Source organism: Novosphingobium mississippiense, assembly GCF_044029535.1.
Classification (GTDB): domain Bacteria; phylum Pseudomonadota; class Alphaproteobacteria; order Sphingomonadales; family Sphingomonadaceae; genus Novosphingobium.
In genome coordinates this window covers 1,424,181-1,447,464 of sequence record NZ_CP147003.1, presented here as the reverse complement: position 1 = coordinate 1,447,464, position 23,284 = coordinate 1,424,181, and the positions used below count along the sequence as shown (strand labels likewise).

At 65.8% G+C, this 23,284-nt stretch carries 19 protein-coding genes; 15 read left to right on the top strand and 4 right to left on the bottom strand.

The features are described 5' to 3' along the window. Positions 1-8: 8 nt before the first annotated feature. Entirely contained in the window at positions 9-671 is a 663-nt protein-coding gene (gene tenA, locus WBP06_RS24850) for a thiaminase II (protein ID WP_395334990.1), read from the top strand. Positions 672-742: 71 nt separating this feature from the next. Here the strand turns inward: tenA and WBP06_RS24845 are convergent, their stop codons facing one another. Then, the gene (locus WBP06_RS24845; protein WP_395334988.1) at positions 743-4,156 is read right to left on the bottom strand and encodes a glycosyltransferase; all 3,414 of its coding nucleotides are present in this window, start codon (positions 4,154-4,156) and stop codon (positions 743-745) included. Positions 4,157-5,111: 955 nt separating this feature from the next. On the opposite strand from WBP06_RS24845, the gene WBP06_RS24840 reads away from it, so the two are divergent. The 4 genes from WBP06_RS24840 (at position 5,112) to WBP06_RS24825 (ending at position 11,136) form a co-directional block, all read left to right on the top strand. After that, the gene (locus WBP06_RS24840) at positions 5,112-7,376 is read left to right on the top strand and encodes a DPP IV N-terminal domain-containing protein (RefSeq protein ID WP_395334986.1); all 2,265 of its coding nucleotides are present in this window, start codon (positions 5,112-5,114) and stop codon (positions 7,374-7,376) included. A gap of 153 nt (positions 7,377-7,529) precedes the next feature. Further along, positions 7,530-9,125 (top strand): toll/interleukin-1 receptor domain-containing protein, encoded by a 1,596-nt coding sequence (locus tag WBP06_RS24835; protein WP_395334983.1) that lies wholly within the window; start codon positions 7,530-7,532, stop codon positions 9,123-9,125. Positions 9,126-9,144: 19 nt separating this feature from the next. Beyond that, positions 9,145-9,630: a nucleotide synthetase gene (locus WBP06_RS24830; protein WP_395334981.1), complete on the top strand. Its 486-nt coding sequence runs from the start codon at positions 9,145-9,147 to the stop codon at positions 9,628-9,630. A 30-nt stretch (positions 9,631-9,660) separates the two neighbouring features. Continuing rightward, positions 9,661-11,136: a TRAFs-binding domain-containing protein gene (locus WBP06_RS24825; protein WP_395334979.1), complete on the top strand. Its 1,476-nt coding sequence runs from the start codon at positions 9,661-9,663 to the stop codon at positions 11,134-11,136. Positions 11,137-11,255: 119 nt separating this feature from the next. On the opposite strand, the gene WBP06_RS24820 is transcribed toward WBP06_RS24825, so the two are convergent. From WBP06_RS24820 to WBP06_RS24810, 3 genes are all read right to left on the bottom strand, one after another. Beyond that, complete coding sequence (locus WBP06_RS24820; protein ID WP_395334976.1) at positions 11,256-11,909, bottom strand: Crp/Fnr family transcriptional regulator; 654 nt, start codon at positions 11,907-11,909, stop codon at positions 11,256-11,258. Positions 11,910-12,246: 337 nt separating this feature from the next. Continuing rightward, on the bottom strand, positions 12,247-13,473 hold the full coding sequence (locus tag WBP06_RS24815) for an NAD(P)/FAD-dependent oxidoreductase (RefSeq protein ID WP_395334973.1): 1,227 nt from the start codon (positions 13,471-13,473) through the stop codon (positions 12,247-12,249). Between the two features lie 61 nt (positions 13,474-13,534). Continuing rightward, a complete protein-coding gene (locus WBP06_RS24810; protein WP_395334970.1) occupies positions 13,535-14,479 on the bottom strand; it encodes a LysR family transcriptional regulator in 945 nt (314 codons plus the stop codon). A 108-nt stretch (positions 14,480-14,587) separates the two neighbouring features. Between WBP06_RS24810 and WBP06_RS24805 the strand changes: the two genes are divergently transcribed. The 10 genes from WBP06_RS24805 to pcaF are packed head-to-tail and all read left to right on the top strand — an operon-like array spanning position 14,588 to position 23,093. Further along, entirely contained in the window at positions 14,588-15,745 is a 1,158-nt protein-coding gene (locus WBP06_RS24805; RefSeq protein ID WP_395334967.1) for a muconate/chloromuconate family cycloisomerase, read from the top strand. A gap of 3 nt (positions 15,746-15,748) precedes the next feature. After that, the gene (gene catC / locus WBP06_RS24800; RefSeq protein ID WP_395334964.1) at positions 15,749-16,039 is read left to right on the top strand and encodes a muconolactone Delta-isomerase; all 291 of its coding nucleotides are present in this window, start codon (positions 15,749-15,751) and stop codon (positions 16,037-16,039) included. 40 nt (positions 16,040-16,079) lie between these two features. Beyond that, on the top strand, positions 16,080-17,000 hold the full coding sequence (locus WBP06_RS24795) for a dioxygenase (protein WP_395334962.1): 921 nt from the start codon (positions 16,080-16,082) through the stop codon (positions 16,998-17,000). Between the two features lie 24 nt (positions 17,001-17,024). Beyond that, entirely contained in the window at positions 17,025-18,383 is a 1,359-nt protein-coding gene (locus WBP06_RS24790) for an SRPBCC family protein (RefSeq protein WP_395334959.1), read from the top strand. Continuing rightward, positions 18,380-18,904, top strand: a complete 525-nt coding sequence (gene benB, locus WBP06_RS24785) for a benzoate 1,2-dioxygenase small subunit (protein ID WP_395334956.1) — start codon at positions 18,380-18,382, stop codon at positions 18,902-18,904. Before WBP06_RS24790 ends, benB begins: the two co-directional genes overlap by 4 nt. A gap of 10 nt (positions 18,905-18,914) precedes the next feature. Next, positions 18,915-19,715, top strand: a complete 801-nt coding sequence (gene benD / locus WBP06_RS24780) for a benzoate diol dehydrogenase BenD (protein WP_395334954.1) — start codon at positions 18,915-18,917, stop codon at positions 19,713-19,715. 14 nt (positions 19,716-19,729) lie between these two features. Beyond that, positions 19,730-20,452 (top strand): CoA transferase subunit A, encoded by a 723-nt coding sequence (locus WBP06_RS24775; RefSeq protein WP_395334952.1) that lies wholly within the window; start codon positions 19,730-19,732, stop codon positions 20,450-20,452. Then, positions 20,452-21,105, top strand: a complete 654-nt coding sequence (locus WBP06_RS24770) for a 3-oxoacid CoA-transferase subunit B (protein ID WP_395334950.1) — start codon at positions 20,452-20,454, stop codon at positions 21,103-21,105. The genes WBP06_RS24775 and WBP06_RS24770 overlap by 1 nt, the downstream gene beginning before the upstream one ends. Next, positions 21,105-21,881, top strand: a complete 777-nt coding sequence (gene pcaD, locus WBP06_RS24765) for a 3-oxoadipate enol-lactonase (protein ID WP_395334948.1) — start codon at positions 21,105-21,107, stop codon at positions 21,879-21,881. The genes WBP06_RS24770 and pcaD overlap by 1 nt, the downstream gene beginning before the upstream one ends. Positions 21,882-21,887: 6 nt before the next feature. Then, complete coding sequence (gene pcaF, locus WBP06_RS24760) at positions 21,888-23,093, top strand: 3-oxoadipyl-CoA thiolase (protein ID WP_395334946.1); 1,206 nt, start codon at positions 21,888-21,890, stop codon at positions 23,091-23,093. Positions 23,094-23,284 lie beyond the last annotated feature (191 nt).

Genomic DNA, 23,284 nt, shown 5'->3' with positions numbered 1-23,284 from the left:
TCCGCGCCATGAGTTTTTGCGACACGATCTGGGAAGAACTCACGCCGCTGCGTCGGGCGATTATGGACCATCCGTTCCTGACCGAACTGGCCGACGGCACGCTGCAGGCGGAAAGCTTTCGGCACTACATCGTGCAGGACAGTCTCTATCTGGCCGAATATGCGCGCGTGCTGGCGCTGGCGGCGGCGCGGGCGCCCTCGGCGGCGGGGCGGCTGGAATTTTCCGACGGCGCGAAAGTGGCGGTGCAGGTGGAGGAGGCGCTGCACCAGGCCTTCTTCGCGCAGTTCGGCGTCACCCCCGAAATGGCGCATGACAGCGCGCCGTCGCCCGAATGCCTGGCCTATACCAGCTATCTTTCCGCGCTGGCGGCGACGCGCAGTTATGAGGAACTGATCGCCGGGATCCTGCCGTGCTTCTGGATCTACTGGGAAGTCGGCTGCCATGTGAAGCCACGCGCCGCATCGCCCAACCCCTATGCCGCATGGATCGAGACTTATGCCGCGCCCTCTTTCGGAGAGGCGACGGACCGCGTGCGCGCGTTGGTGGATGCGGCGGCGGAGGCGGCGACCCCGGCCACCCGCGCGGCGATGGCAACGGCCTTCCGCTATGCCTCCCGCTACGAATGGATGTTCTGGGATTCGGCCTATCGCCGCGCCGGCTGGCCGATCTGAACGCCGGATAAGAAAAGGGGCCCTCCGCTTCGGCGAAGGGCCCCTTTTCGTTGGGAGGTGGGGGCGGAGGATCAGCCCGCCGTTTCCAGTTCTGGGCGGTTGTCCTTGGCGGCCAGCGGAACCGCGGGGCTGGTGGCCGGGGCGGCGCCGGCCGGCATGGCGTTGACGCGGCCGGTGCGTTCCAGCTTGCCCCAGCCGATGCCCTTGCCGGCAAAGGCGGCGCCCACGGCCCGGATCACCACGCTGTACATCAGCTGGCGATAGATGAAGCGCTGGGCCAGCAGCAGGAACGGACGGAACCGTTCCTTGCGCGGATCCAGGCGATAGGCGACCCAGCCGCAGGCAAGGTCCACCAGGGTGAAGCCCAGCCAGTAGGCGCCCATGCGCAGCACGTCGGTCTGCGTCTGCGCCCAGCCGTGTTGCGAGATGCGCAGCGCGGTGCCGCCGATCGAGATCAGCAGGGCCAGGTCGATCGCGGGGGAGATCACCGCGAAGACGATCTGGAACAGCCAGGCCTGCGGCATGCCGATGAAGGCCAGACCGGACGGGCGCCCAGCCTTGTTTCCAGAGGGGCGCAGCGTGCCGCGATGCTTCCACAGGCACTGGAGGGTGCCGAACGACCAGCGGAAGCGCTGCTTGGACAAGGCGTGGAAGCTTTCCGGCGCCTCGGTCCAGGCCACGGCTTCCTCGTCATAGGCGACCTTCCAGCCCTTGCGCTGGATGGCGATGGTCAGGTCCTGATCCTCGGCCAGTGTGTCTTCGGGATAGCCGCCCACTTCGTCCAGCGCCTCCCGCCGCCAGGCGCCGACCGCGCCGGGGACGACCATGATTGCGTCGAGCTTGGTCAGCGCGCGGCGTTCGAGGTTCTGCGCGGTGACGTATTCCACACCCTGCCAGCGGGTGACCAGGTTCACGCGGTTGCCCACCTTGGCATTGCCGGCGACCGCGCCGATGGCGGGATCGGCGAACCAGCGGACGAGGCGCGAGATCGTCTCCACCTCGAACTGGGTATCGGCGTCCAGCGCGACCACGATCTCGCCACGGGCCTGCTTCAGTGCGCGGTTGAGCGCGGCGGCCTTGCCCCCGTTCACCAGCGTCAGCAGTTCGACGCGGGGATTTTCGGCGAAGGCATCGGCGATGATCGCGCTGGTGCGGTCCTTCGATCCATCGTCGGCCACGATCACCTGCAAGTGGCGATAATCGCTTTCCAGCACCCGGCGCACCGAAGCCTCGATCACGCGCTCTTCATTGTAGGCGGGCACGATCACGGTGACGAGCGGATCGCAGGTATCGGCCGGGGCAGCCATCGGCTGCGGGCGGCGCAGCGTGGTGGCCAGCGTGGCCAGCCCGATCGAGCGCAGCACGCCCAGCGAGATCGCGAAGAAGAACGTCCAGTTCACCGCCGCCAGGATGCCGGCCAGCACGGCGAACAGGGCGACGTCGGCGCGCACGGCGGCAAGGTCCACGCCGTCCACCTTGGGCATGACCTGATCGTGGGTGAGGCCGGCCAGCTTGGAGGTGGGCACGAAGGTATAGCCGTCCTGGCGCAGGCGCTGGATGATCACCGGCAGCGCTTCCACGGTCTGCGAACGGTCGCCGCCGCCGTCGTGCAGCAGGATCACGTTCTCGGAACGGTCCGGGCTGGCCGATTCCACCTGTTCGATGGTGCTGTCGATGATGTGCTGGACGCCGGGGCGCTTCCAGTCGTCCGGATCGACGTGCAGGCCGACCACGGTATAGCCATGCTCCTGCGCGACGACGGCGGGGACCAGTTCGTCGGCCGTCGTCGGCTCGGCGTCTCCGAAGTAGGGCGCGCGGAACAGGCGGATCGAATGGCCGGTGGTCGCCTCGATCAGGCGCTGGGTGGCGTTCAGCTCCAGCCCGATGCCGGTGGCGGCTTCTTCCGCCATGTTGGGGTGGGTGTAGCTGTGGTTGCCGATCTCGTCGCCGTCGTCGGCGATGCGCTTGACGAGGTCGCGGTTGGTCAGCGCGTTCTCACCCACCATGAAGAAGGTGCCGGGCACGTGGTTCTGTTCCAGGATCGCCAGGATCTTCGGCGTCCAGGTCGGGTCCGGGCCATCGTCGAAGGTCAGCGAAACCTGCTTGTTGAGGGCGCCGGTGCGCTTCACGACATAGGGCGTGGGCAGGACCTGATAGTTTTCGGCGGAAACCATGCCGGTGCCCCGGTCGAAGGTGACGGCGCGGGTGCCGTCGCGCGGGGTGGCGGTGACGCGCAGGATTTCGCCCTGGCCTTCGACGTCGACGTTGGCGGCCTGCACCAGCGGCTTCAGGTTGGGCAGCTGGCCGTTGCTGTGCCAGGCCTTCACCGCGTTCCAGAAACCGGGGTCTTCGGAGCCAAGGCGCCAGAGGGCGATGTCGCCCACGCCCAGGCGGGAGAGGATCTTCATCTGGTTCCAGGTGGCGGCGGCGTCCAGCATCCACACGTCGTGACGGCTGCCGTCGACGAAGGAGTAACCGGCGTTGCCGCTCATCGGATCGTACTGCGGCGTGGTGCCGCTGTCGTGCGCGGAGAGCCAGGCTTCCTCGACGGTCATGTTGTCCGCCTTGCCGTCGTGCCAGTCGTAGGCGTATTCGCCCAGCGCCACGATCGCCTTGCCGCGCGGCAGGCCTGCAAGGGCGCCCTGCAGCTTCTGCACGAACCACGGGTTCGACGCGATCGGGCCGGGGGTGCCGCCCTGCCAGTGCTCGTCATAGGCCATCAGCACCAGACGGTCCGCCACTTGCGCGAAGGCGCGGGTGGACCAGTCCGGATTGTCGATCGGCATCGTCACCGAGACCAGGCGATGCTTGGGGGCCAGCTGCGTGCGCAGTTCGCCCAGGAAGGTGCGCAGCGCCGGCAGAGTGGCGGCGGGCATCGTTTCGAAGTCGACCATCACGCCGGCGGCGTTGGTCTTGTCGAGATAGGCGATGGTCTGCGCTTCCAACGCGCGGCGGCGGGCCGGATTGGCCAGCAGTGCGCCGGTCTGCGGGCCCTGCCATTCGCCGTCCAGCGTGTTCTGCAGCACCGGCACCACCAGCGGGCGGTGCAGGGCGGTGGCCATGATGCGGTCGAAGCGGGCATCCGCCTCCACCTTCAGCGCGCCCTTGTCGTCCACCGAGAGGTTGGCCGGGGCAACCCAGTCCAGCCGGTCGATATGGCGTTCCAGCGAAGTGGCACTGTCATCGTTCCACGGCGTGTAGAAGCCGACGGTGATCGGGTTGGCATCGGGGGTGGGGGCCGGCGCGGTGGTGCGGCCGAACAGGAACTTGCGGGCGCGGCGGGTCAGGTGCCCGATCTCTGCGCGGAAGGGCAGCGGCTGCGCATGTTCGTACGCGATCGGCAGCGGCGGCGGGGCGGGCACGGTGGCGACGGTGGTCGCGAACACGGCCGAGGCGGCCAGCGCCACCAGCAGCATGAGCAATCCGAACCGCCGGACGCGGACGCGCCGGTTGCCGGTGGGATCGAAGAAGATGGGTGCTGCCACGGCCTGTCTCGCTGATGTCCCTGAAAAGGGGCCGGGCGGCCAAGGGGGACCGCCCGGTAAACAGAGGTTTTTTCGGGGGTGCGATCCGGAAACCAGGGGCAATGACGAGGGTGCGACTGTCAGACTGTGGTTCCCGGATCGCATGGCCCTTTTGCCCGCCGGGGGATGGAGCGGCGGTGGAGGCGAGGTTACAAAAGATTCATGTGCGGTGAATTTACGCGCGCCTGCGTGGATATCCGGGCGGTTAGGCACCGCCGTTTGCGGTGTGGGTTGATCGCGGTCTTTTCGCCAACGCAGTTCGCGTCACCCCTGTGAAGTCTGGGATTCCGCTTGTTTTGTTTGGCACGCAGAGATGCGGAGACGCGGAGACGCAGAGAAGGAGGCCGCGCGGGCGGTGCCTGTCTGGGCCGACCGCTCTGCGTCTCCGCGTCTCTGCGTGGACTTCCAAAAGCGGGGCCCCCGCCTTCGCGGGGGCGACGGGGTGTGGCGTGCGTGCGTGGCTGCTGGCGAGCAGCGCCAGCGCCGGCAGCTGTGGCAGTGCCCGGTACCGCCTGCCGCGTGCACGAAGCGTTGATCCGTACAGCTCGAACGCCCCCTAACCCGTCATCCCCGCGAAGGCGGGGATCCCGCTTCTTTTTTTTTGGCACGCGGAGACGCGGAGACGCGGAGACGCAGAGAGGGAGGCCGCGCGGGCGGTGTCGGTCTGGCCCTACCGCTCTGCGTCTCTGCGTGAACTCCCAAAAGCGGGGCCTCCGCCTTCGCGGGGGCGACGGGGTGTGGTGTACGCGCTTGGCTGATGACATGCCGTGCTCACACCCGTGCATCGAAGGGTGCAATTCCGTTTCAGGCCCGCTATCGAAACCGCATTATCCCTTCGGGCCTTTCGCGTCCGGGGGTTCTAGCGTCGCGCCGCCGGATCTCGGTTGGTCAGGACGAAACCACGGAGAGATACCAAGTGACCACGCGTTTGACGTTCCGGGCGGGGCTTGCCGGCCTGCTGCTGGCGACGACCGCTTTCGCCCCTTCCGTCGCGAACGCGGCCGGTACCCAGAAGAGTGCGCCCGCGATGCAGAACAGCCTGACATTCGAACGCGTTTTCGCCAGCCCCTCGCTCGACGGGCCGGCCCCGCGCGAAGTGAAGATCTCGCCCGACGGCCGCTGGCTGACCCTGCTGCGCAATCGCGCCGAGGATCGCGAGCGCTACGACCTGTGGGGGTATGACCGCCAGACCGGCGAATGGCGGATGTTGGTCGATTCGCTGAAGCTGGGCTCTGGCCGCGAGCTGAGCGAGGCGGAGAAGATGCAGCGTGAGCGCAAGCGCGTGGGCAGCCTGAAGGGCATCGTCAGCTACAGCTGGACCAAGGATGGCAAGGCGATCCTGGTGCCGCTTGACGGGGACCTGTGGCTGGCGACGCTCGACGGGTCGATCCGCCGCCTGACCGACTCGCCCGAGGATGAGCTGAACGCCGCGCTCAGCCCGCGTGGCCGCTATCTTTCGTTCGTGCGCGACCAGCGCCTGTGGGTGGGCACGCTCTCCGGCGACAAGCCGAAGGCCGTGACGCCTGAGGAGACCGCCAAGACCGTCCACTGGGGCGAGGCGGAATTCGTCGCGCAGGAAGAAATGGACCGCTTTGCCGGCTATTGGTGGAGCCCGGAAGAAAGCCGCATCGCGGTGGAGCGCTTCGACGAGGCGCCGGTGGGCGTCGTCACCCGTGCCGCCATCGGCGCGGACGGCACCAAGACGTTCGAACAGCGCTATCCCGCCGCCGGCACGCCCAACGCGCTCGTCTCGCTGCACCTGATGAACCCGGACGGTTCGGGGCTGGTGAAGGTGGACCTGGGCAGCGATCCCGACATCTATCTGGCCCGCGTGGACTGGGCGCCCGATGGCCGCACGCTCTACGTCCAGCGCGAGGATCGCGCGCAGAGCAGGATCGACATGCTCGCGGTCGATCCCACGACCGGCAAGAGCCGCGTGCTGTTCACCGAAAATGCGCCGAAGGGCAGCTGGGTCAACTTGTCCAGCAATTACCGTTTCCTGAAGGACGGCAGCCTGATCTGGTGGTCCGAACGCGATGGCTTCGGGCACCTTTACCGCTTCAAGGATGGGAAGTTCAGCCAGCTCACCTCGGGCCGCTGGGTCGTCACCGGCCTGGTCGGCGTGGATGAGGCGAAGGGCCGCATCACCTTCATGGGCACGAAGGACGATGTACTTACCCCGCAGCTCTACGCCATCGATCTCGCCAAGCCGGGCACGCCGCAGCGTCTGACGGAGACGGGCTTCTCGAACGCCGCCGTTGCCAGTGCCGATGCGACGACGTTCTACATCACCCGATCCTCGCCCACGCAGCCGCCGCAAAGCTATGTCGCCGACGCGGCGGGCAAGCGCCTTGCCTGGCTGGAGGAGAACCGCGTGGAGGGCACGCATCCCTATGCGCCCTACATGGCCGCGCATCGCGAAACCACGTTCGGCACGATCAAGGCCGATGACGGTTCGGACCTGCACTGGCTGATGATCACGCCGAAGATGGAGCCGGGCAAGCGTTACCCGGTGTTCTTCGAACACTACGGCGGCCCGCACTCGCAGACCGTGTCGAAGAACTGGCTGGGCGCCTTGCCGCAGGCGATCGTCGCCAAGGGCTACATCTACTTCCGCATCGACAACCGGGGCAGCGCCAATCGCGGCGTCGCCTTCGAAAGCCAGATCCGCAACGCCATGGGCACCGTGGAAGTGGCCGACCAGCGCGCGGGTGCGAAGTACCTGAAATCGCTGCCGTTCGTCGATCCGGCCAAAGTGGCGACCTATGGCTGGTCCTACGGCGGCTACATGACGCTGAAGATGCTGGAGACCGATCCCGGCCTTTACGCTGCGGGCATTTCCGGCGCGCCGGTGACGAAGTGGGAACTCTACGACACCAGCTATACCGAGCGTTACCTGGGCGATCCGCGCAAGCAGCCCGAGGTCTATCGCGCGGCCGACGCGGTGGAGAATGCGCCGAAGATCGCCGATCCGCTGCTGCTGATCCATGGCATGGCGGACGACAACGTGGTGTTCGAAAACAGCACCGCGCTGATCGCGAAGATGCAGACGTCCTCCACCCAGTTCGAGATGATGCTCTATCCGGGGCAGACGCACTCGGCCGTGAAGGGCGCCACCGCGCGCCATGTGTGGGAGACGATCTTCGCCTTCCTCGGCCGCCATGGCGTGAAGCCGGACTGATGACCTTCGGATCCGCATGGGCTGGCAGGCCCATGCGGACCGCTACCTTGCGGACACGCAACGGTTATTTGCGTAGACGAATGCATCTGATAGGGGATTGGCGACTCCGGATGGGCCCGGAGGGGCAATCTGCAGGGGCGCAGGCGCAAGGCGATGGTTAACGGGCCAATGGTTAAGGATGGCATCGTTACGGCGGCGGATGCGCGCAGTTATCGGGCCTTCCTGAGCTATAGCCACGCGAATGAGCGCTTCGCCGGCAAGCTGCATCGCTGGCTGGAAGCCTATCGCATCCCCAATCGCCTTGTCGGCAAGGCATCCCCGCGTGGCACGGTGCCCAAGCGGCTGACGCCGATCTTCCGCGATCGCGCCGAATTGGCGGCGGCCAGCAGCCTGGATCACGAAGTGCGCACCGCGCTTTCGCAGTCCGAAGCCTTGCTGGTGCTCTGTTCACCGGCGGCGCGCGCCTCGCGCTGGGTCGATGCCGAAGTCGCGCTGTTCCGCAGCCTCTATCCCGATCGGCCGGTGATCGCCGCGCTGGTGGAGGGCGAACCGGCGGACAGCTTCCCGCAGGCGCTGCTCCAGCCCGATGCCAACGGCGTGGTGCACGAACCGATCGCCGCCGATTTCCGGGCATCGGCGGATGGGCCGAAACTGGCGCGGTTGAAGATCGTCGCCGGGCTGACCGGCGTGGCGCTGGACCAGATCATCCAGCGCGATGCGCAGCGCCAGTTGCGCCGCGTGATTGCCATCACGCTCCTGACCGTGCTGCTGACGCTATCGATGGCGCTGATGCTGATCTTCGCGGTGCGCGCGCAGATGGAAGCGCAACGCCAGAGGCAGCAGGCAGAAGGACTGATCGAATTCATGCTGACGGACCTGCGGCAAAAGCTCGAAGGCGTCGGCCGACTCGATGTGCTTCAGACCGTGAACCAGCGGGCGCTGGCCTATTATGCCGACCAACCGAACCTGAAGGATCTGCCCGCCGATTCGCTCGATCGGCGCGCGCGTATCCTCCACGCCATGGGCGAGGACGATCAGAAGCGCGGCGACGTGGCCGGGGCGCTGGCCAAGTTCCGCGAGGCGCATCGCGTGACCGGCGCATTGATGGACGCCGAACCCACCGATCCTTCGCGCGTCTACGCCCATGCGCAAAGCGAATACTGGCTCGGCTACGTGGATTTCATCGAGTATCGCTACGATGCCGCACTGACGCATTTCGCGGCCTATCGCGACCTTGCCCGGCGGCTGGTGAAACTGCGGCCCAATGACCGGACCTACTTGCGCGAACTCGGTTATGCGCAGGGCAACATCTGCTCGGTCGCGGTGACGCGCAAGCGCGCGCAGGACAGCGTCTCAGAATGCGGCAAGGCATTGGCGACGATGGAACAGGTGGGCCGCATGGCGCCCGGCGATGCCGGCGTTCAGCAGGACATCGCCAATCGTCACGGTTGGCTGGCGGATGCGCTGCGCGTCGCCGGACATGACCGCCAGGCGTTGGACCAACGCACGCAACAGGCGGACATCGTGCAGGGCCTGCTGCGTAACGATCCGAAGAACGCCAGCTTCCTGGAGGACTGGATGCTGGTCCGCTATTCCACCTCGCAACTGCTTCACGCGCTGGGCGAAGAGCAGAAAGCGGAAGCGATGAGCGAAGAGGCGCGGGACGATGTGGACAAGCTGATCGCGTCGGACCCGGAAAACAACGATTGGCGTATTTGGCGGCGTAAATTCGATAATCCGTTCAACTAGACTGCTTAGGGGAAGCATTATGTCGACAGTGAATTATACCGAATACGGCCTCGCGCCCTGGATCGATTTCGAAGGCGTGGGCAGCACCTGGCAGGCCAAGGACGAGATCGCCTTCACCGTCAAGTTCAAGGGCCATCACTGCGGCATCGTCCTTGAATACGAGCAGAAATCGGGCAAGGACTATATCGCGATCGAGAACGATACGAACGTCTGCATCACGCTGGACGGCGACCAGATCTGGTTCTCGAAAGAGTTCGAGGGGATCACCACGAAGGAGTCGCTCTCCTCGTTCTACGGCAGCCTCGAATACCTCGATTACGACGAGAAGGTCGAACGCTACAAGACGGTGCGGTTCAAGGCGCGCTACAACAAGGGTGGCAAGTACGACACCTGCCACCGCTTCAACATTAACATTGACCTGCGTCAGAAGGCGGACGATGGTACCGAACGGTGGATCGGCCTGACCATCGATCCCGATATCAAGAACCCGCCGCCGCATGCCTGATCGCGAATAACCACTGCAAGGCTGCGTCCCGTGACCCTTCCCCTTCTTGCCCGGATTCGCCAGATCGCCAGATCGGGCGACGTATTGCGCGCATGGCGTCTGTTCGAAGGCGCCGGCCTGCTGGAATCGCGGGATAGTGAGGCGTTGAGCCTCAAGGGAAGGCTGCTGAAGGATCGCGGCTTGCGCAGTCTTGGGCCTGATCGCAGCGAATTGCTCGATCAGGCGCAGGATGCCTACATGCGCGCCGCCGGCGGGCGGCGCGCAACCTACCCGCTGATCAATGCGGCAACCATCGCCCTGCTGAACGGCAAGCCGGACGAGGCGCAGGCGCTGGCCCGGCAAGTGCTGGACCTGCTGGAAAGCGGCGATTACGAGCCGGAAACGCGCTACTGGCTGGGCGCCACGGCGGCCGAGGCCGAGCTACTGCTGGGCGATGCCCGCGCCGCCCGACTGGCGCTGGAAGAGGCGGTGAAGGCCGCGCCGGACGCCTGGGAGGATCAGGCCGCGACTCTGCGCCAGTTCCAGCAGATCCTGGAATGGACGGGGGCGCCGTTTGGCGTGTTCGATCACTTGCGCCCGCCCGCCAGCCTCTATTTCAGCGGCATCATCGGCTTGCCGGAGGATGCGGACCGCGTGCGGCAGGAAGTGGCCTCCATGCTCGATCGCGTGCGCCCGGGCGTGGTGTTCGGCGCGCTGGCCGCGGGATCGGACATTCTCATCGCCGAAATGGCGATTGCCGCGGGCGCGCAACTTCATGTCGTGCTGCCGACCCATGTGGAGGCGTTCCGCGAGATTTCGGTGGCGCATTTCGGCGAAGACTGGGGCGACCGGTTCGACCGCCTGCTGGACGCCGCCGACGTGATCGATATTTTAGAAGGTCCGGGCCGGCTTTCCGGCGCTGCGGTGCATCTGGCCGCGCAAGTGGCGATGGGCCTGGCGATCCGCCGCGCCCGCGTGCTGGCGACCGAGGCGCTGGCCTTCCACGTGGGCCGCGCGTTCGACGAGCTTTCCCCGCCCGAAGTCGAATGGCGGCGGCAGGGGCGGATGCTGCACGAACTGGTGCTGGACGAATCGCTGCCCGCCCGCGGCGCCGATTTCGATCCGGCGGTGAACCGCGCGGTGCTGGCGATCGCCGGCACGGTGCCCCCGGTCTGCGATCTGACCTTCGTGACCCGGCAGACCGTGTTCGAGGGATTTTCGCTGCTGCAGTTCGACGATCCGGTCGCCGCGATGGATCAGGCTGCAGCGCTCCTGCGCGTGGCGCCGGAAAGCCGGCTGGGCCTCGACTACCGCCCGGTCTGCCCGGAGAAGGGCCTTGTGGAGATTGCCGAGCCGGCGATCGTGCTGGCCCGCTCCGCCAACGAGGGCAGCGTCTGCGCCCACTGGCCGCAGATCGCGGTGCTGGAACTGCTGGCCCCGCGCTATCGGTTCGAAACGGCAGGAGAGGTCGTCACGCCTTTGGGCGATTTTCCGATTGGCCTGTTCTGTCAGGATACGCAGGGCTGAGGGCCGGTCGCCTGTTGGGGCCCCCACCCCGCTGCGACCAGCTTCACTTCGTTCAGCAAGTCTCGCTACCCCACCCGCCTGCGGGAGGGGCAAATAGCGCAGCGCTTTCGCTCGTCAGTTCAGCAAACCAGTTCCATCAGCATCCGCGGCGAATGGATCACCAGTTCGCGGTCGTCGCGGGTGATGATGCCGCGGCGGATCAGCGCCGCGATCGCGCGGGAGGCGGTTTCGCGCGTGGTATTGGCGGAAAGCGCCAGCATAGTCACTTTGGGTGGCGGGGCGATGCGATCGGCGGTGCCGGCCAGCGACAGCAGTTCGGCATAGACGCGGCCTGCCGCCGAATAGGTGGTGCGCGCCATCATCCGGTCCAGCGCGCGGTCTAGCTGGCGAGCCAGCAGGCGGGCCATGCCGGCGCCGACTTGCGGATCTTCCGCCACCAGTTCGGCCACCCGCGTCGCTTCCGCACGCAGCAGGGTGGTATCCATCAGGCAGGCGATTTCCGCCCGGTGGGTGGAGGGCTGGGGGTAGGCGCCGAAAAATTCGCCGGGGCCGTACTGCGCCAGCTGCTGACGTTGGCCTTCCAGCCCGAAGGCTTCGATCCGCATTCCGCCTTCGATCACCAGCCAGCAGTGGTGCGATTCCTCGCCCTGGCGGGCCAGGATTTCCTTGGCGGCCACTTTCTGCGGGGCAAGCAGGCGCGCGAGCTTCTCGGCCGCAGGGCGGTCGCACCGGAAGATCGTGCCGATAATCTCGATTTTCTCGTCGGAATCCAAAAAAGCTGCCCCTGTCGTGCGGCCTTTCGGCCGAACCCATTCCATCGCGCTTAACCGATTTTGCCCGGAAGGCGGAAGCCGTGATTCCCTTCGCGGCGTGATTTCGGTCACGCGGTTTGGATTTTGCCTCGGCTAGTAAGACTTCGCGACCCGAAGGCGGCTCTGAAAGGAGCAGCCACATTACTTGGCCCGGAAGACCCGTTCTTCCGGGCCTTTTTTCTTGGATTTCGGGGCGTTGCCCGGTGTCGAGTGGGGGAGGGGGCCGCGAATCGGCTGCCTGCCGCCCCCCGATGCGAAAACGGCGGGACCACCTGGGCCCCGCCGCTGTTGCATCCGGTCAGATCAGTTCCTTCAGCGGCTTGCCCGCATCGGCCAGCGCTTCCGGATCGGGCGAGGCGCCCGCTTCCACCAGCTTGCGGCCCTGGACGTAGTCCTTGACCATGTTCACGCAGTCCAGCGCGACCACCTTGCCCTGTTTCAGATAGACCACCGAGAACGACCGCGCGGAGGTATCGCCACGGATCACCGTCTGGTCGAAGCCCATGTTGATGCCGGCGGTCTGCAGGCGCAGGTCGTACTGGTTGGACCAGAACCACGGGAACGCCTTGTAGGGCTTTTCATCGCCGCAGATCGCCTTGGCCACGCACGTCGCCATGTCGTTGGCGTTCTGCACCGATTCCACGCGCATCACGTTGCCGCCGGCGAAATCGCAGGCGAACGACGCGCAGTCGCCGATGGCATAGATGTCGGGCAGCGAGGTGCGGCAGTATTCGTCCACGTCCACGCCGTTGGCGCCCGCCGCACCCGCCAGGATCAGCGGGCCGACGGCGGGGACGATGCCGATGCCGACGATCACGGCTTCGGCCGGGACCACTTCGCCGTCCGCCAGCTTCACGCCGGTGACGCGGTGCCCGTCGCCTTCAAGGCATTCCACCGCGACGCCGGTGCGCAGGTCCACGCCGTGTTCGCGATGCTCTTTCTGGTAGAATTCGGACAGTTCCTCACCCGCCACACGGGCCAGCACACGCGGCAGCGCTTCCAGCAGCGTGACGTTCAGCTTCATCTTCGACAGCACTGCCGCCGCTTCCAGCCCGATATAGCCGCCGCCGATCACGACGATGTTCTTGGTGCCGGCATCCACTTCGGCCATCAGTGTGTCGCAATCCTCGCGGGTGCGCACGGCATGGACGCCGGCCAGTTCGGCGCCGGAGCAGTTGAGGCGGCGGGGATCGCCGCCGGTCGCCCAGACCAGCTTGCCATAGCCATAGGTCTCGCCGGTGGAGAGCGTCAGTTCATGCGCCTGCGGGTCCACGGCGGTGACTTCGGTGCTCAGCTTGAAGGTCACGTCCTTCTCCGCCCAGAACGTGGGCGGGCGGATGTAGAGGCGATCGAACGTCTTTTCGCGCGCGAAATACTCCTTGGAGAGCGGCGGCCGCTCGTAAGGGTGTTCCGGCTCGCGGCCGATCACGGTGATGGTTCCGGTGAAACCGTTCTGGCGCAGGGCGATGGCGCATTGCGCACCGCCGTGGCCGGCTCCTACGATGACGACGTCTGCCTTGCTCATGAGCCGATCCGTTCGGGCAATTTCATCTCTCCGTCAATGTCTGGGGTGGAATAATCTTGCTTCATTCGGCAGTCGCGTCGCCCGGAAGGCTTGATGTGAGGCCGGGCGGCACACCGTAGCCCCATTCGCGGTATTTGCGCGCGATCACCGCCATCATCTGCATGAGTTCCGCCGAGTGATCGCCGGCGCGGTGGCTCATGATGATGGGAGACGTAACCGGCTCCACCAGTTCGCGATAGGCCACATCATGGCTGCGCGCGCGGTGGACCGATTCGGGAACGATGGCCACGCCTTCCTCGGCGGCGACAAGGCCGATGGCGATCTGCAATTCGCGCGCCTCGTGAATCACGCGCGGCTCGATCGAATGGTCGCGCAGCAGCGACAGCACCTGATCGGCATAGCTGGGGCGGGGCGAGCGGGGGTAGATAATCAGTGGCTCATCCGCGATCTCGTGCAGCGACACCGGCCCGTCGCCTTGCGCCAGCCGATGCGTGAAGGGGAAGGCGGCCACCAGCTTCTCATGCCGCAGGACCGTGCGGCGGACCGAGGGATCGTCGAAGCGGATGCGGCCGAAGCCGACGTCGATGCGGCCTTCCTTCAGTGCGGCGATCTGGTCCAGGGTGGTGCTTTCCACCAGCACCAGCTCCACGTCCTGTGCCTCCTTGCGGAATTCGCGGATCAGTTCGGGCAGGCGGGCGTAGATCGTGGAGGAGACGAAGCCGACCACGAAGCGTCGCCGCTCGCTGCCGACGGCGGCCTTCACCATCGATTCCATGTCCTCCATCCGCGCCAGCATCTGCAGCGCCTGATCATGGACCAACTGGCCGACCGGGGTGAGTTTCAGTGGGCGCTGGGTGCGATCCAGCAGGGGCGCGCCGATCTGCCCCTCAAGCTGCTGGATGGCGCGGCTCAAGGGCGGCTGGGCGATGTGGAGCCGCTCGGCGGCCCGGTTGAAGTTCCCTTCGTCGGCCACGGCGACGAAGTACCTTAGAAGACGCAGATCCATTTCATATACCTGATGGGTATCGAGTGATGACCGCAACGGTCTTTGATGCGACTCAGCCTCATCCCTAATTTGCTCCCGAAACCCTAAGCATACCGGAGAGGTTCTGCAATGGCTGCGCTCGATCGCGCTGATACCTTAATCGTCGATGTGCCGACGATCCGCCCGCATGTGCTGGCCATGGCCACGATGCATTCGCAGGCGATGGTGATCGTGCGCTTGACCGACAGGGATGGGGTCGAAGGCATCGGCGAGGGCACCACGATCGGCGGCCTCAGCTATGGCGAGGAAAGCCCGGAAAGCATCAAGTCCGCCATCGACACCTATATCGTCCCGGTCCTGAAGACCTGCGATATCAGCCGCGTCGGCGCGACGATGGCCAAAGTGGCCAAGTGCGTGCGCGGCAATCACTTCGCCAAGTGCGCCGTGGAAACCGCGCTGCTGGACATGGCGGGCAAGCGCCTGGGCGTGCCGGTCTCTGACCTGATCGGCGGGGGCCGCGTGCGCGACGACATGCCGGTGGCTTGGACCCTCGCCAGCGGCGACACCGCGCGCGACATCGCAGAGGGTGAGGAAATGCTCTCGCTCCGCCGCCACCGCATCTTCAAGCTGAAGATCGGCAAGCGCAGCGTAGCGCAGGACATTGCCCATGTCGGCGCGATCTGCAAGGCGCTGGGTGATCGGGCGAGTGTCCGCGTGGACGTGAACCAGAACTGGAGCGAGGCGCAGGCCAAGCTGGGCATGGCGATGCTGCAGGATGTGGGCTGCGATCTGGTCGAACAGCCCATCGCCGGGGACGATATCGCGGCGATGACCCGCCTTGCCACCACGCAGGCGGTGCCGCTGATGGCGGACGAGGCGCTGCACGGCCCGCGCACGGCACTGCGCATTGCCGCTGCCGGGGCGGCGGGCGTCTTCGCGCTGAAGATCGCGCAGTCGGGCGGCCTTTTCGCCACGGCGGAAGTGGCTGCGATCGGCACGGCGGCGGGTATCGGCCTCTATGGCGGCACGATGCTGGAAGGCGGCGTGGGCACGGCGGCGTCGGCCCATGTCTTCGCCACCGTTCCCGATCTGGTCTGGGGCACCGAGCTGTTCGGCCCGCTGCTGCAGACCGAGGAAGTGCTGACCGAACCGCTCGGCTACGGGGACTTTTCGCTGAAGGTGCCGACCGGCCCTGGCCTGGGCATCGCGCTCGATCCCGACAAGATCGCCTTTTTCCGGCGTGACCGCACCGCACCCATCCTTCACGCCGTAAATGCAGGAGCCTGAGCCATGCTGTTCATGGTCGAAATGGACGTCAACATTCCGCTGGACTTCGATGCTGAAGAGGCCGCGAAGATCAAGGCCGCCGAGAAGGCCTATTTCCAGAAGCTCCAGACTGCCGGCGTGTGGCGCCATATCTGGCGCAAGGTCGGGCTCTATTCCAACGTCTCGATCTTCGATGTCGAGAGCAATGCAGCGCTGCACGACACGCTGATGGCGCTGCCGCTCTACCCTTTCATGACCATGAAAATCACGCCGCTCTGCCGGCACCCATCCTCCATCCATGACGACGATCGCTGATCGCCGGAGCCACTGAATACAGTCCTTGGGAGAGAACAAAATGGACGTCAGCTTCGTAAAGACCCCGGAAATCCAGCAGCTGCTCGACCGCGCCGCCGGCGTGAACGAGAGCGGCGGCAGCCCCCGCCTCAAGGCGATCATGCGCGACCTTACCGAGTTGGTGATGGAGCTGATCGTCCGCCACGACATCTCCGAAAGCGAGTTCTGGCTCGCCATGAAGTATCTGTCGGACAGCGCGGGCGAGATCGGCCTGATCGTGCCGGGCACCGGCCTTGAGCATTTCCTGGACCTATACATGGACGCCAAGGATGCCGAGGCCGGCCTCTCCGGCGGCACCCCGCGTACCATCGAAGGCCCGCTCTATGTCGCCGGTGCGCCGCTGGTGGAAGGCAACGTGAACCTCTCCGTCGACGAGGACGAGGGCACCACGGTTCTGCACATGACCGGCCATGTCACCGGCCCGGACGGCGAGGCGGTGGAGAATGCCGTGGTCCACGTCTGGCATGCCAATTCGAAGGGCTGGTATTCGCACTTCGACCCGACCGGCGAGCAGACCCCGTTCAACAACCGCCGCCGCATCAAGCTGGGCAAGGACGGGCGCTATGCGTTCCATTCCAAGCAGCCGAGCGGTTACTCGGTGCCGCCGGGCGGATCGACCGACCAGCTGATGCAGGCGCTGGGCCGCCACGGCAATCGCCCCGCCCACGTCCATTTCTTCATAGAGGCGCCGGGCTATCGCACGCTGACGACGCAGATCAACTTCGGCGACGATCCCTTCGCGGCCGACGACTTCGCCTTCGGCACCCGTGAGGGCCTGCTGCCGGTGCCCAGCCGCCAGGGCGACAGCGCCTACATCCAGTTCGACTTCCAGATGCAGCGCGCCGCCGATGCGGACGACGAGCACTTCTCGTCCCGCGCCCGTGCCGAGGTCGAACCGCAGCCGGAAACAGAAACGGCCTAACGCACCATAACGGGAGACAGGATCATGTACGAACGCCTCATGCACCGGGTCTCGACCGCCGTGGTCGATGACGTCGAAACCGGAGAGTTCCGCTGCCGCCGGGACGTCTTCACCGATCCGGCGCTGTTCGAACTGGAAATGAAGTACATCTTCGAAAGCAACTGGGTCTATCTGGCCCACGAAAGCCAGCTTCCGAACAAGAACGATTACTTCACGACCTGGATCGGGCGCACGCCCGTGATCCTGACCCGGGCCAAGGACGGCGCGATCAACGGCGTGGTCAATGCCTGCGCGCATCGCGGCGCCAAGCTGTGCCGCCGCAAGCGGGGCAACCAGCCGCTGTTCGTCTGCCCATTCCACGGCTGGAGCTTCAAGACCGACGGCAAGCTGCTGCGCGCCAAGGATGCCAGCACCGGCGCCTATCCGGATAGCTTCGACCATGAGGGATCGCACGACCTGACCAAGGTGCGCGTCGAGAGCTATCGCGGCTTCGTGTTCGGATCGCTGAACCATGACGTGCTGCCGCTGGAAGACCATCTGGGTGAGGCCAAGGTGATCATCGACCAGATGGTCGATCAGGCGCCCGAGGGGCTGGAAGTGCTGACCGGCAATTCCACCTACACCTTCGACGGCAACTGGAAGATGCAGATGGAGAACGGCTGCGACGGCTATCACGTCAGCTCCGTTCACGAAAACTACCAGTCCACCATGGGCCGTCGGGCCGAGGGCGGCACCAAGGCAGTGGATGCCAACGGCTGGTCCAAGGCGCCCGCCAGCGGCGTCTACGGCTTCGAGCATGGGCACATCCTGCTCTGGACGCAGGTGATCAATCCCGAAGTGCGGCCGATCTGGAACCACAAGCCGGAACTCGACGCCCGGCTGGGTGAGGACAAGGCGAAGTTCATCATCGAACAGACGCGCAATCTGGCGCTCTATCCCAACGTGTTCCTGATGGACCAGTTCTCGACCCAGATCCGCGTCGTCCGCCCGATCGACGTGCACACCACCGAAGTGACGATCTATTGCTACGCCCCCAAGGGCGAGAGCGCCGAGGACCGCGCCCACCGCATCCGCCAGTACGAGGATTTCTTCAACGTCACCGGCATGGGCACGCCCGACGATCTGGAGGAATTCCGGTCCTGCCAGAAGGCCTACGAAGGCGCGGGCGAGCTGTGGAACGACCTCAGCCGCGGCGCCACCCGCTGGATCCACGGCGCGGACGCCAATGCGACCGCGATGGGCATGAACCCGCTGCTCTCCAGCGAGCGCAGCGAGGACGAGGGGCTGTTCGTGCGCCAGCACGAGTTCTGGGCCCGGATCATGCTGGACGGTCTGGCGAAGGACGCGGCCAATCAGCCGCCGATGATGGAGGCGGCGGAATGAGCACGCTCGACATGACCCGTGAAGCGATTTCCTATCGCGAAATCTGCGCCTTCCTCTACCGCGAGGCGCGACTGCTGGACGATCGCCGGTTCGACGAGTGGCTGGAATGCTATTCGCCCGACGTGGAATACTGGATGCCGGCGTGGACCGACGACGATGCGCTCTGCACCGATCCGCAGACTGAAATCTCGCTGATCTACTATGCCAATCGGCAGGGGCTGGAAGACCGCGTCTACCGCCTGAACACCGAGCGCTCCTCCGCCTCCACGCCCGAGCCGCGCTCTGCCCACTTCATCGGCAATGTCGAAGTTCTGGCGAGCCGGGAAGGGCAGGTGGACTTGCGCTACAACTGGCACACGCTCAGCCACCGCTACCAGCAGACGCAGCAGTTCTTCGGGACCACGTTCCTGACGCTGGATACCGCCGGAGTTTCTGGTGGCGAGACGCCGTTGATCCTGAAGAAGAAGATCGTCCTGAAGGACGACTACATTCATCAGGTCATCGACATCTACCACGTCTGAGGAGGGTGCCGTGATCTTCAAGGCACGTTTCGCGGGTAAAGTCATGGTCGTGACCGGCGCGGCGCAGGGCATCGGGGCCGGTGTCGCAGCCCGCGCCGCTGCCGAGGGCGCGAGCGTGGTTCTGGTCGACCGCGCCGAATTCGTGACCGAGGTGGAACAGGCCATCGTGGCGGCGGGCGGAAAAGCCGTTTCCGTCTGCTGCGACCTTGAGACCTACGAAGGCGCGGCAGTGGCGATGGCGAAGGCCGTTGAAGCTTTCGGCCGGATCGACATCCTGATCAACAATGTCGGCGGCGCGATCCGGATGCGGCCCTATGCCGAGTTCGAGCCCGCGCAGATCGATGCGGAAATCCGCCGCTCGCTGATGCCGACGCTCTATTGCTGCCATGCCGTTCTGCCGACGATGCTGGGGCAGGGCCAAAACGGTCAGGGATCTGGGACCATCGTGAACCTTTCCTCCAACGCCACGCGCGGCATTCGCCGGGTGCCCTATTCGGCGGCGAAGGGCGGGATCAACGGCCTGACCCAGAGCCTGGCCATGGAATACGCCGAAGCGGGCATTCGTGTCGTCGCGACGGCACCGGGCGGCACGAGCGCTCCCCCCCGCCGTGTCGCGCGCAACGCTGAAGGCGACAACCCGGCAGAACAGGCATGGATGGCCGAGGCAGTGGCGCAAGTCACCGATTCCGCCTTCCTCAAGCGCTACGGAACCCTTGAGGAGCAGATCGCCCCGATCCTGTTCCTCGCCTCTGACGAGGCCAGCTACGTGACCGGCACCGTGCTGCCCGTCGCAGGCGGCGATCTCGGTTAAGACGGAGACATCAGATGTCCAAGATTTACGATAGCCCCGCCGCAGCCCTCGAAGGTCTGCTGTTCGACGGCATGACGATCATGTCCGGCGGGTTCGGGCTCTCGGGCAATCCCGAAAGCTTGATCCCCGAAGTGCGCGCGGCGGGTGTCTCGGACCTGACGGTCATTTCCAACAATGCGGGCGCCGACGGCTTCGGCCTGTGGATGCTGCTGGAGAGCCGGCAGGTGAAGAAGATGATCTCCTCCTACGTGGGCGAGAACAAGCTGTTCGAAAGCCAGTACCTCTCTGGCGAACTTGAACTCGAACTCAACCCGCAGGGCACGCTGGCCGAGCGCATCCGCGCCGGCGGCGCGGGCATCCCGGCGTTCTACACCAAGACGGGCGTCGGCACCGTGGTCGCCGAAGGCAAGCCGGTCGAAGTGTTCGAGGGGGAGGAATATGTGCGCGAAACCTGGCTGCGCGCCGACCTTGCGATCATCAAGGCCTGGCGCGCGGACGAGGAGGGCAACCTGATGTTCCGCAAGACCGCGCGCAACTTCAACCCGAACATGGCGACGGCCGGGAAGGTCACCGTGGCCGAGGTGGAGGAGATCGTCCCCGCCGGCACGTTCGATCCCGACTGCGTCCACACCCCCGGCATCTACGTCGACCGCGTGGTGCTTTCGACCATCAACGAGAAGCGCATCGAGAAGCGTACCGTTCGCGCCAAAGATACCGAAAAGCAGGAAACTGTCTGATGAGCTGGACCCGTGATGAAATGGCCGCCCGCGCCGCCAAGGAACTGCGCGACGGGTACTATGTGAACCTGGGCATCGGCATCCCCACGCTGGTGGCGAACCATGTGCCGACCGGCATCAAGGTGACGCTGCAGAGCGAGAACGGCATGCTCGGCATCGGCCCGTTCCCTTATGACGACGAAGTCGATCCCGACCTGATCAACGCCGGCAAGCAGACGATCACCGCGCTGCCCACCAGCAGCTTCTTCTCCAGCGCGGACAGCTTCGCGATGATCCGCGGTGGCCATATCGACATGGCCGTGCTGGGCGCGATGGAAGTCTCGGCCGAGGGCGACCTCGCCAACTGGACGATCCCGGGCAAGATGGTGAAGGGCATGGGCGGGGCGATGGATCTGGTCGCCGGGGTGAAGAAGGTGATCGTGGTGATGGATCACGTCTCCAAGCACGGCGATCCCAAGATCCTGCCTGCCTGCACCCTGCCGCTGACCGGCAAGCGCGTGGTGGACATGATCGTCAGCGATCTGGCCGTCTTTGCCGTCGACAGAAAGATGGGCGGCCTCACGCTCGTAGAACTCGCGCCCGGCGTCAGCCTTGAGGAAGTGACCGCCAAGACCGGCGCGCCTTTCGTTTCCGCGCTGGAAGAGGCCCTCTGATGTTCACCAGCGTTCCCGGCGCACGGCTCTACTGGAAACTGGAAGGGCGGGCGGAGGCTCGCCCGTTGGTGCTGCTCAACTCGATCGGTACCGACATGGACTTGTGGGATCCGGTGCTGCCGCTGCTGCGCCCGCGCTTCCGGCTGCTGCGGATCGACACGCGCGGCCATGGCGCCTCCACGGCCGAACCGGGCGACTTCTCGATGCAACTGCTGGCGCGCGATGTCATGGCGGTGGCGCATGATGCGGGGATCGAGCGGTTCGCGCTGGCGGGCGTATCGCTGGGCGGCATGATCGGCATGGAACTGGCGCTGGCGCGTCCCGCGCAAGTGGAGAAGCTGGCGCTGGTCTGCACCTCCGCAACGATGGATGCGGCTTCGTGGAACGACCGCATCGCCAAGGTCCGCAGCCTCGGCATGGCCGCAATCGCCGATCTGGCGATGGGCCGCTTTCTTTCGGACGAACTGCGCGCCGAAAACCCCGCGCTCTACGAGACGGTGCGCCGCCAATTGGTGACGATGGACCCGCAGGGCTATGCCGGCTGCGGTGCGGCGATCCGCGACATGGATCTGGCCGAGCGCATTGCCGGCATTGCCGCGCCCACCCTGGTCGTCACCGGCACGCGCGACACCTCCACCCCGCTGGAAGGGCACGGCGATCACTTGCTGGCGCGCATTCCCGGTTCCGCCCACGCCGCACTCTCCGCCGCGCACCTCGCGCCGCTGGAAGCGCCCGAGGCGCTGGCCGCCGCGCTCATTTCCTTCCTCGAAGGCTGATCCCCCATGACCGAAGCATTCGTCTGCGACGCCATCCGCACCCCCATCGGCAAGCTGAACGGCTCGCTTTCCGGCGTCCGCGCCGACGATCTCGCCGCGATCCCCTTGCGCGCGCTGGTCGAACGGAATCCGGGCGTGGATTGGGCCTCGGTGGACGACGTGATCCTCGGCTGCGCCAATCAGGCGGGGGAGGACAACCGCAACGTGGCGCGCATGGCGGTGCTGCTGGCCGGGCTGCCGGAAACGGTGCCGGGGGTGACGGTCAACCGCCTGTGCAGTTCCGGCCTCAACGCGCTGGGCATGGCGGCGCAGGCGATCCGCAGCGGCGATGCCGATCTGATGATAGCCGGCGGTGTCGAATCGATGACTCGCGCGCCCTATGTCATGGGCAAGGCAGGCAGCGCCTTCGGTCGCGATCAGAAGATCGAGGATACGACACTCGGCTGGCGGTTCATAAATCCGGCGATGAAGGCCGCCTATGGCGTCGATACGATGCCGCAGACGGGTGAGAATGTTGCCGATCAATGGCAGGTCAGCCGTGAGGATCAGGATCGCTTTGCGCTCGCCAGCCAGGAAAAGGCCGCGATCGCGCAAGCGAACGGCCGTCTCGCGGCGGAGATCGTGCCCGTCACCATCCCGCAAAGAAAGGGTGAGGCGCTGGTCTTCGACCGCGACGAACATCCGCGCGCCACCAGCCTTGAAGCCCTGGCCAGACTGAAGCCGGTGGTGCGGGCGGACGGCACGGTGACGGCGGGCAATGCCTCCGGCCTGAACGACGGCGCGGCGGCGATGCTGGTCGCCAGCGAGGACGCTGCGAAGCGCCATGGTCTGACCCCGCGCGCGCGGGTGATCGGCATGGCCGCGTCGGGCATCGCGCCCCGCGTGATGGGCGCAGGGCCGATCGAGGCAGCCCGCAAGGTGCTGCGCAGATCCGGGCTTTCGATGGACCGGATCGACGTGATCGAACTGAACGAAGCCTTCGCCAGCCAGGCCATCGCCACGCTGCGCGATCTGGGCGTCGATCCCTTCACCGAATCGCGCGTCAATCCGAACGGCGGGGCCATCGCCTTGGGCCATCCACTGGGCATGTCGGGCGCCAGAATCGCGATGAGTGCGGTCGAACAGCTCAGCCGAACGGATGGTCGTTACGCCCTTGCCTTCCTGTGCATCGGCGTGGGACAAGGCTTGGCGGTCCTGCTGGAGCGCGTGTAATCCGCAGTATACTGCGGATTTTCCGTCACAAACGGGCTTCGGCCACAGTTTGTGACGCGCCAGTCATGAACCAGCTTCATGACAGCAATCAAAACTAAGTATCTATTTCCCCGCGTCCCAAGCTGATAGTCGCCTGATTCTCGAAAAAACGAGATGGGTCGAAGCGGGTTTCCGGCCGCGCCGATGGCGTG

Excerpts from the sequence above, each read along its gene's own strand:
- WBP06_RS24770 (WP_395334950.1), top strand. The coding sequence starts at position 20,452 with ATGAGCTGGACCCGTGATGAAATGGCCGCCCGCGCCGCCAAGGAACTG.
- pcaF (WP_395334946.1), top strand. The coding sequence starts at position 21,888 with ATGACCGAAGCATTCGTCTGCGACGCCATCCGCACCCCCATCGGCAAG.
- benB (WP_395334956.1), top strand. The coding sequence starts at position 18,380 with ATGAGCACGCTCGACATGACCCGTGAAGCGATTTCCTATCGCGAAATC.
- tenA (WP_395334990.1), top strand. The coding sequence starts at position 9 with ATGAGTTTTTGCGACACGATCTGGGAAGAACTCACGCCGCTGCGTCGG.
- WBP06_RS24795 (WP_395334962.1), top strand. The coding sequence starts at position 16,080 with ATGGACGTCAGCTTCGTAAAGACCCCGGAAATCCAGCAGCTGCTCGAC.
- WBP06_RS24815 (WP_395334973.1), bottom strand. The coding sequence starts at position 13,473 with ATGAGCAAGGCAGACGTCGTCATCGTAGGAGCCGGCCACGGCGGTGCG.
- WBP06_RS24790 (WP_395334959.1), top strand. The coding sequence starts at position 17,025 with ATGTACGAACGCCTCATGCACCGGGTCTCGACCGCCGTGGTCGATGAC.
- catC (WP_395334964.1), top strand. The coding sequence starts at position 15,749 with ATGCTGTTCATGGTCGAAATGGACGTCAACATTCCGCTGGACTTCGAT.
- WBP06_RS24830 (WP_395334981.1), top strand. The coding sequence starts at position 9,145 with ATGTCGACAGTGAATTATACCGAATACGGCCTCGCGCCCTGGATCGAT.
- WBP06_RS24835 (WP_395334983.1), top strand. The coding sequence starts at position 7,530 with ATGGTTAACGGGCCAATGGTTAAGGATGGCATCGTTACGGCGGCGGAT.
- pcaD (WP_395334948.1), top strand. The coding sequence starts at position 21,105 with ATGTTCACCAGCGTTCCCGGCGCACGGCTCTACTGGAAACTGGAAGGG.
- WBP06_RS24805 (WP_395334967.1), top strand. The coding sequence starts at position 14,588 with ATGGCTGCGCTCGATCGCGCTGATACCTTAATCGTCGATGTGCCGACG.
- WBP06_RS24810 (WP_395334970.1), bottom strand. The coding sequence starts at position 14,479 with ATGGATCTGCGTCTTCTAAGGTACTTCGTCGCCGTGGCCGACGAAGGG.
- WBP06_RS24775 (WP_395334952.1), top strand. The coding sequence starts at position 19,730 with ATGTCCAAGATTTACGATAGCCCCGCCGCAGCCCTCGAAGGTCTGCTG.